The 11,653-nt window shown below is 63.8% G+C and carries 8 protein-coding genes and 1 pseudogene; 6 read left to right on the forward strand and 3 right to left on the reverse strand.

Annotated features, from left to right (window positions below; genetic code table 11):
- The first annotated feature begins 19 nt into the window (after positions 1-19).
- Positions 20-715 carry a response regulator transcription factor gene (locus tag AB4Y44_RS39120; protein WP_342921697.1) on the forward strand — a complete coding sequence of 232 codons (696 nt, stop codon included), beginning with the start codon at positions 20-22 and terminating at the stop codon, positions 713-715.
- Here the strand turns inward: AB4Y44_RS39120 and AB4Y44_RS39125 are convergent.
- Positions 712-2,724: a hybrid sensor histidine kinase/response regulator gene (locus AB4Y44_RS39125; protein WP_342921698.1), complete on the reverse strand. Its 2,013-nt coding sequence runs from the start codon at positions 2,722-2,724 to the stop codon at positions 712-714. The genes AB4Y44_RS39120 and AB4Y44_RS39125 overlap by 4 nt on opposite strands.
- A 576-nt stretch (positions 2,725-3,300) precedes the next feature.
- Here AB4Y44_RS39125 and AB4Y44_RS39130 point away from each other — a divergent pair.
- The 4 genes from AB4Y44_RS39130 (at position 3,301) to AB4Y44_RS39145 (ending at position 6,714) form a co-directional block, all read left to right on the forward strand.
- Positions 3,301-4,098, forward strand: a complete 798-nt coding sequence (locus tag AB4Y44_RS39130) for an acetoacetate decarboxylase (protein ID WP_342921699.1) — start codon at positions 3,301-3,303, stop codon at positions 4,096-4,098.
- A 34-nt stretch (positions 4,099-4,132) separates the two neighbouring features.
- Complete coding sequence (locus tag AB4Y44_RS39135) at positions 4,133-4,915, forward strand: 3-hydroxybutyrate dehydrogenase (protein WP_342921700.1); 783 nt, start codon at positions 4,133-4,135, stop codon at positions 4,913-4,915.
- A 26-nt stretch (positions 4,916-4,941) separates the two neighbouring features.
- A complete protein-coding gene (locus tag AB4Y44_RS39140) occupies positions 4,942-6,204 on the forward strand; it encodes a DUF3734 domain-containing protein (RefSeq protein WP_368702501.1) in 1,263 nt (420 codons plus the stop codon).
- A gap of 132 nt (positions 6,205-6,336) precedes the next feature.
- A complete protein-coding gene (locus AB4Y44_RS39145) occupies positions 6,337-6,714 on the forward strand; it encodes a hypothetical protein (protein ID WP_342921702.1) in 378 nt (125 codons plus the stop codon).
- 113 nt (positions 6,715-6,827) lie between these two features.
- On the opposite strand, the pseudogene AB4Y44_RS39150 reads toward AB4Y44_RS39145, so the two are convergent.
- Positions 6,828-7,448, reverse strand: a pseudogene (locus tag AB4Y44_RS39150) (glycosyltransferase); the annotation flags it as partial.
- A gap of 172 nt (positions 7,449-7,620) precedes the next feature.
- The gene (locus AB4Y44_RS39155; RefSeq protein ID WP_342921703.1) at positions 7,621-9,237 is read right to left on the reverse strand and encodes an MFS transporter; all 1,617 of its coding nucleotides are present in this window, start codon (positions 9,235-9,237) and stop codon (positions 7,621-7,623) included.
- Between the two features lie 274 nt (positions 9,238-9,511).
- On the opposite strand from AB4Y44_RS39155, the gene AB4Y44_RS39160 reads away from it, so the two are divergent.
- Complete coding sequence (locus AB4Y44_RS39160; protein ID WP_368702502.1) at positions 9,512-11,515, forward strand: esterase/lipase family protein; 2,004 nt, start codon at positions 9,512-9,514, stop codon at positions 11,513-11,515.
- The last annotated feature ends 138 nt before the right edge of the window (positions 11,516-11,653 follow it).

The following is an 11,653-nucleotide window of genomic DNA, read 5'->3' on the forward strand; positions in this document are numbered from 1 at the left end:
ACGACTAGAGAGGCGCTCGATGGACAACCTGTATTTCCGGCACGTACTGCTCGTCGAAGACGAGGGCTTGACGCGTATCGCGATGAAGAGCCTGATCCTGACGTCGGAACCGACGCTCGACATCGACGAGGCCGGCTCGTACGACGCTGCTGTCGAACGGCTGCAGAACAAGGCTTACGACCTGGTCTTTCTCGACTACCAGATCGGGGACAATCACACCGGCCTTGATCTGCTGCGCTGGCTGCAGGAGAACGAGCGCGCGGCGCACGTGGTCATGCTGTCCGCGCAGGACGACCGCGAGACCGTGCTGGACTGCATCAAGAATGGCGCCGGCGGCTTCATCTCGAAGGCCAGCGAGGAAGGCGGTGCGGTGTTCCGGGAAGCTCTGCAGACGATCCTGAATGGACGGGTCTACCTGCCCAACAGCGTGCTCGGCAAGGGCGGCCACACCCCGCAGTCACCGGGTCCGAGCAAGGCCATTCCGATCGACTCGCTGAACCTTCCTCCACGCCTCGCGCAAACCCTGGGCTTTGTCCTGCAGGGTATGTCGAACAAGGCCATCGCGCGCAAGATGAATATCTCGGAGAACACCGCGAAGGAGTACATCAGCGATCTGCTGAGCCGCTTCAACGTATCGCGGCGCACTTTCCTGATCGTCGAAATGGCACGCCGCGGCATCGAGATTCCCACCGTTGCGCACGCCCCGGCGGTCTAGGTCGCCCGGGCCGATGCCTCCGTCAATTCGAGCATGCGCGCAATCAGCAGGTCGGGAGCCAATGGCTTGCTGAGCACGCAGCGCTCGGGCAACACGCCCTGCGTGCTTGCCATAGCTTCCCCCGTCACCACGAGGCACGGCACGGGCCGCGCAACGTGCTCACCCAGCAGACGGATGACGTCGTGCGCGGTCGAATTCTCCGGCAGCCGGTAGTCGCTGATCACGAGGTCCGGCACGCGCTCGATCGTCTGCAACAGTTCATCGAGTTCGGCTGCGGAGCGAACCGAATCGGACAGGACACCCCAGCGTGCAAACAACGCCTCCATCGAGGCGCGCACGAGGCTGTCGTCCTCGACCAGCAGCACGTAGAGGCCGCGCAGCGACGACGGTGACGGCGACGATGCCGCATCGGCGGGCGATAGCGCGGCATCCTCGTGCCCGAAAGGGTCCGCCACCGGCATGCGCACCGAAAAGCGCGACCCGTGACCCTCGATCGACTTGAGTTCGAGACGATGTCCCTCGAGCAGGGACACCACCGCATTCACGATCGACAAACCGAGTCCGAGCCCTTTCTCGCGGTCCCGCTCCGGGTTGCCCAACTGGACGAACGGCTGGAAGATCGCGTCCCAATGCTCCGACGCGATGCCGATGCCATTATCGAGCACGTCGAGCCGCACATAATTAGGCATACGGACCAAACCCACGAGCACCGTGGAGCGCCCCGCTTTCGACGGATCCGAATATTTGATGCCGTTCGCGATGAGGTTGCTCAGCACGCGGGGAATCCAGTCGGCGTCGGTGCGCACCCATGCGGGTTTTTGCAGCGCCTTCGCGTAGCGCAGCACGACGCCGCGGCTCGCCGCGAACGACGCGAGCTGCTCGACCGCCTCCGCGGTCACGCGGCTCAGGTCGACGCTCGTATAGGTCGGGTTGACGTGCCCCGATTCGAGCTTCGACAGGTCGAGCACCGCGTTGAACAGACGCGCCGTCAATACCGACGCCTTGCGCGCTTCGCCGATCAGCTTGCCCGATGCTTCGATGTCGCGCGCTTCCAGCGCTTCGTCTGCCGCCGCGAGAAAGAGGTTCAGCGCATGCATGGGCTGGCGCAGGTCGTGCGCGGCCGCCGCCAGAAAGCGCGACTTCGCCCGGCTCGCCTGCTCGGCGGCTTCGCGCTGCTGCTCGCGCAAGGCGATCAGGGCTTCCGACTTGGTCTGCTGGTCGCGCCGCGCGCGCTCGAGGTCATGATGCTTTTGCGCGAGTTCGGCGTTGGCGCTTTGCAGCGCGGCGTTGCTCTGCGCGAGTGCCTGGACGGCAACATACCGGTCGCGCACATGCCGCTCGGCATTCACGTTGACGCTATGCCCCAGCACGGCGACGTTCAACAGATAGAACATGCCCGCGGCGAAGTTGTCCGGCTCGACGGCCTGGGTGACCAGTTGCGCCATCACGATCACGGCGATCACGCATGCGGTCAGCATGAGCGTCGCCTTGGCCCGCAGGCGCAGAAAGCCGAACAGATAAAAGAGAATTAAATAGAAGCCGACAAAAAAATGGGTGAAATTGAATGGGCGCGGGGCAAGGACCGTTTGCATCAACAGGCAAAAGCACATGAACGCCAGGCCCGACAGCAGGATCCAGTGTGCAACCTTGTCCCGATGAAATTCGAGCCTGAAGGCCAGCACGATGCCGACGGTCGCGCCGAGCGCACCGGCGCAACGGAACGCGAAAACCTCCGGGAAGTACGGCCGGAACACCGGACTGGTCTGCGCAAGGCTGATTTCCCAAAAGCCGAAGCACACCCAGATCAGGGTTCCGAGCACCAGCGCCGCACGGCGAAAGTCGGCGAAGCGCCGGCCATACTCCTCCGTAAATTCCCGTTCGACCTGCGGATCCTCGAAGCGGGCAGGCCAGCAAAGCATATCGACCAGCCATGCGCGAACCGCGCTCGGCGCATGCGAGCGTTTGAGGAATGCCGATTCCGTCGCCGATTGAAATCTGAATATGCTCATCGCATCTCGCCGGTATGCTCGCTGGCTAACGAAGCAGGAAGCACGTCTCGTGCTTAGGCATGCCAATCCATTCTAGCCGGTCACAGCCTGCCCCGCCCGCTTCCCGCTGGAAGCGAGGATATCTTACGCCTGCGGACCAAAAGAGATGTCATATAACATGGTGTTCGGTGCGCGACGATCCGGTATCGCGGCGGCTCTCTCCAGGCATCGCCAATACTTCGTATTCCTTCCTAATTTGGACGAAGCACACCGATGCCAGGGTCGAGGCGTTCCTCAATGTGCGAAGTGGCCGGCCTCCCCTCGCAATCCACGCATCAATCTATTTCCCATTTTGAGCAGCATTCATCAGATGTTTTCTGCGCAACGAACGTAGTGTCATGATTAGGTTGAAAAAATCGGCACACGCGAGGCCGCGCCAATCACACGAAAATGACGCTGGGATGGCCAATAAACTTTCAAATTCCTTTTTATTTGACGAAACTGAAACGGTGTTTTATCGCCATAAATGCGATCGTGTCATGTTTTCCCTCTAAGATCTGTCGCGACGTTTTCACGCAGCCTGGACTGGAGAACAGTATGGATCTGGCAAGAATCCGCCGCGATGCATTCGCGATGCCCATGCACAACCCCGCGTATCCGCGGCCGCCGTTTCGCTTCGTCAATCGCGAATATTTCATCATCACGTACGAGACCGATCCCGATGCGCTGCGCGCCATCGTGCCGGAGCCGCTCAAGCCGGAAAACAATCTCGTGCATTACGAATTCATCCGCATGCCCGACTCTTCGGGATTTGGCGATTACACCGAAAGCGGTCAGGTGATTTCCGTACGCGATCCGCAAGGCCGGCTCGCGAATTACACGCATTCGATGTATCTCGACGACGAAGGCCCGATTGCCGGCGGTCGTGAAATCTGGGGCTTCCCGAAGAAGCTCGCGCGCCCCGTGCTCGCGGTCGATGGCAACGACACGCTGCTCGGCACGCTCGATTACGGCACGCAGCGCATCGCGACCGGCACGATGGGCTACAAGCATCACGTGCTCAACAGCGAAGACGAGCGCCGCAAGCTCGCCGACACGCCCAACTATCTTCTCAAGATCATCCCGCATGTCGACGGCACGGCACGCATCTGCGAACTGGTGCGCTTCTATCTGCGCGACGTGACGGTGCGCGGCGCATGGAGCGGCCCGGCCGCGATCGAGCTGCATCCGCACGCGCTCGCACCCGTTGCCGATCTGCCGGTGCGCCGAGTGGTGGGGGCACGCCACGTCATTGCGGACCTCACGCTCGATATCGGCGAAGTCGCCTTCGACTATCTCGCCGCGACATCGAGCCAGGATGCCGCCCTCGGCGAACCCGAAGCCGAGCTCGCCTGATCCGTTTATCAATCGCTTTTAGTAAGGAATACATATGTCGTTGCAAGACAAGGTTGCAGTCATCACGGGCGCCGCGAGCGGCATTGGCGAACATTGTGCGCGCACGTTCGCGAGCCAGGGTGCGGCGGTCGTGATCGCCGACCTCAATCTCGCGAACGCCGGAAAGGTGGCGGACAGCATCGTGGCCGCGGGCGGCAAGGCCCTCGCGGTGGCGATGGATGTCACCAACGAAGAAGCCGTGAATGCGGGGATCGACGAAGCAGCACGCGTCTTCGGCGGGATCGACGTGCTCGTGTCGAATGCGGGCATCCAGATCATCAGCCCGGTGGACGAGTTCCCGTTTGCCGACTGGAAGAAGATGCTCGCGATCCATCTCGACGGCGCGTTTCTCACCACCAAGGCCGCGCTCAAGCATATGTACAACAGCGGTAAGGGCGGTTCGATCGTCTACATGGGATCGGTGCACTCGCACGAGGCGTCGAAGCTCAAGGCGGCTTATGTCACGGCGAAGCACGGTTTGCTCGGCCTGGCCCGCGTCGTGGCGAAGGAAGGCGGTCCGCGCGGCGTGCGCGCCAACGTGGTGTGTCCGGGTTTCGTGCGTACGCCGCTTGTCGACAAGCAGATTCCCGAGCAGGCCAAGGCGCTCGGCATCCCGGAAGCCGACGTCGTCAAGAACGTGATGCTCAAGGACACCGTGGACGGCGAGTTCACCTCGCTCGACGACGTGGCCAACACGGTCGCGTTCCTGGCCGGCTTCGGGTCGCAGGCGTTGACGGGCCAGTCGGTGCTCGTCACGCACGGCTGGTCGATGCACTGAGCAACCAACGAACGAAGGGAGAACGTATGCGCAGCAGCAATCTAACCGCCCGCACGGAGCGCAAGCCGTTTGAGCTGCCGCGCTACGACGAAATCGCCCTTGTTTTGCAGGGCGGCGGCGCGCTCGGGTCCTATCAGGCCGGCGTGTTCGAAGGGCTCGCGCAGGCTGGCGTCGAACCGCATCGCATTGCGGGCGTGTCGATCGGCGCGCTCAACACGGCGATTATCGCGGGCAACGAGCCCGCTCGGCGCGTCGAAGCGCTGCGTGGTTTCTGGGAGTCGATCTGCCATCCGCTCGACTGGTTCGGCAACCTCGGCGCGCTCGCCATGCCGATCTTCAGCCAGCAGGAATTTTCGCGCCGTTGGGCCAGCATGTGGGCCGCGGGCCGCGCGCTCACCGAAGGCCAGCCGGGCTTTTTCGCGCCGCGCCGCCCGCTGCCCGTCGCGGGCTGGCAGAAGGCGACGCCGAGTGCCGTGAGCTACTACGACACCGCCGCACTGAAGTCGACGCTGCAGCGTTTCGCCGATTTCGACCGCATCAACGACGGCCCGATCCGCGTTTCCGTGGGCGCCGTGAACGTGCGCAGCGGCAATCTCGTCTATTTCGACAACGCGAAAATGCGGCTCGAGCCCGAGCATTTCATGGCATCGGGCGCGCTCCCGCCGGGCTTTCCGGCCGTGGAAATCGAGGGTGAGTATTACTGGGACGGCGGCCTCGTGTCGAACACACCGCTCACGGAGGTGCTGCGTGACGCCGACCACAAGGACACGCTCGTATTCCAGGTCGATCTATGGAGCGCGAGCGGCAACGTACCCGCCGATTTCCTGGACGTGGCCGAGCGCGCCAAGGACATTCAATATTCGAGCCGCACGCGCGCCATCACCAACATGCTTGCCGATCGGCAAAAGCACGCGCGCTTTATCAAGGAACTCCTCGAGCACGTACCCGCCGAGGCGCGCCGCAACGATCCCCTCTTTCGGCTCGCCGAGCAGGTGGCCGATGGGTCCTCGATCAACGTGGTCCATCTGATCTACAAGAACAAGCCTTACGAAGGGCATTACAAGGACTACGAATTCAGTGCCGACACCATGCAAGAGCACTGGTCGAGCGGCGTCGAAGACATTCGCGCGTCGTTTGCGCATCCGGACTGGTTCGCGATCCCGAGCCGCGAGCAAGGCTTCGTCACGCACGACATCCACCGGCGCGCGGGCGAAGTGCCCGAGTCGGATCGCGCCGAGCTGAGCGCGGGCGCCTCGGGACAGGTGGATCTGACTCGCAAGGTCGCGTAGGCGCAGCGCAAGAGCTGCCCCAGCGTCGGGCCCGCGCTCGAGGGTTTTCCTTGACGCCGGCCCGGCAACATCGCCAATGGTTGACCGACGGAGGACGTGCTAGGCTCCCTTCAAACAACTCCGGAGACTGCGATGCCGTTCATCTGCGAAAACGTTGAATGTCGTGCCGTACTGGCTCGCGGTCAGGTCAGATCCAGTCACGAGGACGACGGGTGGTGTTTCTACTGCCCGGACTGCAAAACCCGGAACGAGTTGAAGGATGTGGGCATACCCGGCGGTCCTGTCCAGCTGGTTCAGCCAGAACGATCCGGCCCTCCGCACAGGATCATCGCGACGGCCCGCCCCCTCGAGGACGGCGGGTACGCAGCGCAATTGCGCGTGCAGAGGGCGCTAGCGATAAAAGGCACCTACGCGGTCGAAGAGCGCTGGGAGCAACTCGGCGTGTTCCCGAACGCGCAGGAGGCCGTAGCGCATGCGAATTCTTTCGCGACCGAACTGCTGAAGGCCTGATCGCAGGCAGCCCACAGGTTCGATTACCCGGACCGAAAGCCTCAACGCGAAGCTATCGTGCCCACCGGACCGGCTTTCGGCACGACCACGTCGTCTTCCGCTTCGCACGGCGGCGGGTTGAACTGGCGGAAGATCTCCGCCATGCCGCGCGCCCAGCGAATCCGCTGCCCGATGTGGCGGCCCAGACTTTCGGTCGCGAGCCACGCCGCCTGCGGAATGGCGAGATAGCCCGTGTTGTAGCCCTTCATGCTCATCTTGAGCGCGGTCAGCGCGTCTTCCGTGACGCTTTCGGTCGCCACGCCGCCCACCTCATTGAGCGCCGAGCGCCGCAACACCGCGCAGGAACCGCAGAAAAACGCGGCATTCCAGAGATCGCTGCCGTTCTGCAGCACGCCATAGAACAGGTCGCCCTCATTGGGCACCTTGCGGTAGGTTTCGAGGTTGCGCTCGAACGGATCCGGCGAATAGAACACGTGCGGCGTCTGCACCATGGCCATCTTCGAATCTCTCAGGAACCAGCCCATGCAGATTTGCAGACACGAGCGCGTGGTGACGTGATCGCAGTCGAACACGGCGATGTACTCGCCGCTCGTCTTCGCCAGCGCCGCGTTGAGATTGCCCGCCTTGGCGTGCGTTTTGTCGGGGCGAGTCAGATAGTCCACGCCGGCCTGCTCGCAGAAGGCCCGGAACTCGTCGCGACGGCCGTCGTCGAGCAGATACACGCGCAGCTTGTCGGCCCCACTCCAGTTCGCCCCACACCTGATTCATGGCGTCCCGCATCGCAGCCACTGTAGTCGCCTCACCGAGTGCATATTGATGCGCGAATTTATAAATCCACCTGAATTCGCGATGTATCCATGCCGAAGGTCATTTGCGCGCATTCGCTCAAATGCAAACGTTTGCAGTTCATTTCCGCGGTTGTATGGCGGCCGCCGCAATACCCGCTCCAGCGAACGCGCACGCGGCGGACACGATGGCGACGGCACGCAGCGCGTCGATCATGGCGTCCGCTTCCGCACGCGCCACCAGCGTTGCGTGCGGCGTGCCGGCGCCGTCCGGTGCGGTCCCGCTTTGCGCGTCCGGCTCCAGCAGTTGCCCGATCTGGCGTGCGTCCACCGGCACGTGCAACGCGTCGAGGCGCGCGGCCAGCGCTGCGTGATGCGACCACACGAACACGATGCCGAGCACCGCCACCGCCAGCAGGCTCGCCACGCGCGCAACGGCGTTGTTGATGCCCGACGCGATGCCGGTGCGCTCGCTCGACACCGAGCCCATCACGGTCGTGGTGAGCGGCGCGACGGTGATCGTCATGCCGAGGCCGAGCACCGCGAGCGCCGGGAAGAGTCCGCTCCAGTAGCTGCCGCGCACGAACGGCAACGCCAATAGCGTGAACCCGAGTCCGGCGACGCCCGGGCCAACGGTCAACAGCGCGCGCGAGCCGAAATGGCTCGTCAGTCCACCGGTGAAGCGCGACAACAAACCGATGATGACGGGCACCGGCAACAGCGCCGCTCCCGCTTCGGTCGCGGTGAAACCATGCGCGCGGATCAGCGTGAACGGCAGGAAGAAGAATGCGCCGCCGAGCCCGAAGTAAAGCAGCAGCGTGACGAGGTTCGCGCCGGTGAAGTCGCGCGAACGGAACACATCGAGCGGCATCATGGGGTTGGCGCTGCGCGCTTCGATCATCACGAATGCCGCGAGCACGAGCACGCCTGCGCCGATCGCGACCAGTACGAACGGATGCTGGAAGCCTCGCGCCGACGCCTGGGTCAGCCCGAACGTCAGACTGGCGAGTCCCCCGGCCGCTGCCAGCGCGCCGGGCCAGTCGAGCTGCCCGGGCGCATCGAGCCTGTGGCTGTTGGGCACCGATGAGATGGCGAGCGCGATCGTGAGCGCGGCGAGCGGGACGTTGAGGAAGAAGATCGCGCGCCAGGAAAATGCATCGACGAGCCAGCCGCCCGCCACGGGCCCCACCGCCGACGTGATCGCGCCGACGCCCGCCCAGGTGCCGATCGCCCGCCCACGCGCTGCGTCGTCGAACACGGCGCCGATGATCGCGAGGCTGCTGGGTACGAGCAGCGCCGCGCCGATGCCTTGAACCGCGCGCGCGGCGATCAGCGCAGCCGCATTCGGCGCGAGGCCGCAAGCCGCCGACGCCAGCGTAAACAGCGCGATGCCCGCGATGAACACCGTGCGGCGGCCAAGCTTGTCCCCCATCGACCCGCCGACCAGCACGAGCGAGCCGAGAAACAGCAGATACGCATTGACGACCCATTGCATCGCCGCGACGCTCGCACCGAGTTCGCTCTGAATGGACGGCAGTGCGACGTTGACGACCGAGCCGTCGATGAACGCCATGCTCGACCCCAGGATCGTCGCAGCGAGCGCGAGACGCTTGCGCCGGCACGGACGGTCGACTGAGCTGGGCTGCGTGCGGATCACGAGCTCGTCGCACGGGCTCGCCTGGGCAGCGACGACATGCGCGCCCTTCGGCCCGCTTTCAACTAGATCCGGGTTGGCCAAGTTCGCTCCCGTCTGGATCGATGATCACTAGAGTCTGTTGACGCCAGCGGCGCGAGTCAACCCGGGAGAGCGCATAGGCGCCGGCCGCGGATCACCGTGCGGACGCGATCCGGATCAGGCTGGTATACATCGGTCTGCCGGCCACCGCGCTGCGCCGTCCCCCATTTCGCCACATGCTCGTGCGTGACCGCGCGAATGGCCTGGATCCTTCATGACGCGCCTTTACCCATCACGCATGCCGCGTTGCCCGCCGTTAGCCCATGTGTTGGCCAATGTGTCGGCCCTCCTCGCTGCCGCGCTGCTCTGCGGCTGCGCGATGGTGCGTGTGAACTCGCTCGGTCCGCAGCAGTACTTTGCCATGCGTCGCGGAGATATTCTCTCGACCGGCCAGTTGAGCGCGGCGACACATGCCACGTTGCGGATTGCGGCCCTGGACGAAAGTTCGTGCCAGAGCGCGCCGCAAGCGTGTATCGATACGATCGCAACCGTGGGCGGACTCAGTACCGGACAGCGCCTGGCCTGCCTCGCGGAGTTATCGCTCCAGATGGCGCTCGAGCAGACGCCGTCTGCCGGCACCCCCTGGACCGACGCGCAATTCGATTCATGGCTCAAGACAGCGCGATACGCGTACGCGTTTCTGTTCCTCGGCCAGCGCACGGCCGGCGAACGGGCCTTCGAGGACCGCCAGACGCAGGTTCGCGACTACTACAACTATGCGGTCCAGGAGCTGGCCGGCGCGCTGTTTCTGCGCGGCACCGCTGAGACGACCACCGGCCATCGCGATCCGGCAAATCAGTTCATCGCAGGCTGGACCATTCATATCGACCTGAGAGAGGTCCGGCTGCCCGAGGGCGTGCGCGAACTCAGCGAAGTCATTCCCGCCTCGGGACTGTCGTTCGCGGGACTCCACAACACCTATCGCCGCGACGGCCTCGGTGCGGATCTGGTTGCGGTCACACAGCCCGACGCCAATAGCGCTACGACGCACAGCGCAGCGACAACGGCTGAAGACGATGCGAACGCGAACGCAGGCGCGACCTTCTGGTTCGCACCCGGCTCGCGTCCGTTCAATGAAATGCCTTCGCCGAACGTCACCGCACTGCTGCTGTTCGGCAATGGCACGCTCGAGCAGCTGCTCGCTTCGCACGACGTGGTGTTCTCAGCCTACGATCCTTTTCGCGTCGAGAGCGTGGAGATCAATGGCGAAACCGTGCCGCTCGCGGCCAACTTCAGTGCGGGCTACGGCATCTGGCTTGCCCGCTCCGGCTTTGCCAGGCAGTCCTTGCGTTCGCTGCTCGGCCGCACGAGGGGCATTGATCGTCCGCGCATTTACATGATGCAACCGTTCGATCCGGACCGGCGCATCGTTCTGATGCTGCACGGCCTGGCCAGCAGCCCCGAGGCATGGGTCAACGTCGCCAACGACATTCAGGGTGACGAAATGCTGCGCCAGCATTTCCAGGTCTGGCAGGTCTATTACCCGACCAACGTGCCCATTCTCATCAACCTCGCGAGAATACGGCAGGCGGTGCAACTCACACTCGCGCATTTCGATCCCGCAGGCAAGCTGCCCGCTTCGAACGGCATGGTGCTGATCGGGCACAGCATGGGCGGCGTGCTCGCGCGCTTGCTCGTGTCGTCCTCCGACGATGTTCTGTGGGTAACCATCCAGAACACGTACCTGCCCGAAGGGGTCGACATCGTGCGCGAGGATGAGCGGCTCGATCGTCTGCTGCGTTTTACGCCGATGCCGCAGGTCGAACGCGCGATCTTCATCGCCACACCACACCGCGGCACGCCGTTCGCGAGCAATCGCCTGTCGCGCTGGGTCGCGAACCTGGTGCGTTTGCCGCTTGCGCTGTTGAAGGAAATCGACGAGATGCTGCAGAGCGCCACCAACGCGGATAGCAGCCAGCGGGCGGGAAAGACCATCACGGTCCCCAACAGCATCGAGCAGTTGCGCGAGACCGATCCGATCATCCAGTCGATTTCACGGCTGCCGATCGGCCCCAATGTGTGCTTTCACTCGATCATTGCGCGGCGCCGCGAGACAGGCCCGCTCGAAGATTCCGATGACGGGGTCGTCCCCTATCGCAGCGCGCACCTCGACGGCGCGCTCTCCGAGAAGGTGATCGTTTCGGGACACAGCGTTCAGGAAACCCCCGAGGCGATTTTTGAAATCCGCCGCATTCTGCACGAGGATATCGAGGTGTTCGATAACCAGGGCGCACACGAAGGCGCTTGCGGCAGGCCCATGGCGAGACAGGAGACAGAGTGAATGCCGCCTTGGTCTAGGCAGTATGACTTCACGCGAGGTAGACGGCTGGCCTGCCATGAGGAATCAAACGCGGGTTAGCATTACTGCCAGAGCCGCACGGTGTGGACGGTGCCACACCCGGCGATTTCCCGCACGGAG

This window comes from Paraburkholderia sp. BR10937 (assembly GCF_040965695.1).
Lineage (GTDB): Bacteria > Pseudomonadota > Gammaproteobacteria > Burkholderiales > Burkholderiaceae > Paraburkholderia.

Excerpts from the sequence above, each read along its gene's own strand:
- AB4Y44_RS39130 (WP_342921699.1), top strand. The coding sequence starts at position 3,301 with ATGGATCTGGCAAGAATCCGCCGCGATGCATTCGCGATGCCCATGCAC.
- AB4Y44_RS39140 (WP_368702501.1), top strand. The coding sequence starts at position 4,942 with ATGCGCAGCAGCAATCTAACCGCCCGCACGGAGCGCAAGCCGTTTGAG.
- AB4Y44_RS39135 (WP_342921700.1), top strand. The coding sequence starts at position 4,133 with ATGTCGTTGCAAGACAAGGTTGCAGTCATCACGGGCGCCGCGAGCGGC.
- AB4Y44_RS39125 (WP_342921698.1), bottom strand. The coding sequence starts at position 2,724 with ATGAGCATATTCAGATTTCAATCGGCGACGGAATCGGCATTCCTCAAA.
- AB4Y44_RS39145 (WP_342921702.1), top strand. The coding sequence starts at position 6,337 with ATGCCGTTCATCTGCGAAAACGTTGAATGTCGTGCCGTACTGGCTCGC.
- AB4Y44_RS39120 (WP_342921697.1), top strand. The coding sequence starts at position 20 with ATGGACAACCTGTATTTCCGGCACGTACTGCTCGTCGAAGACGAGGGC.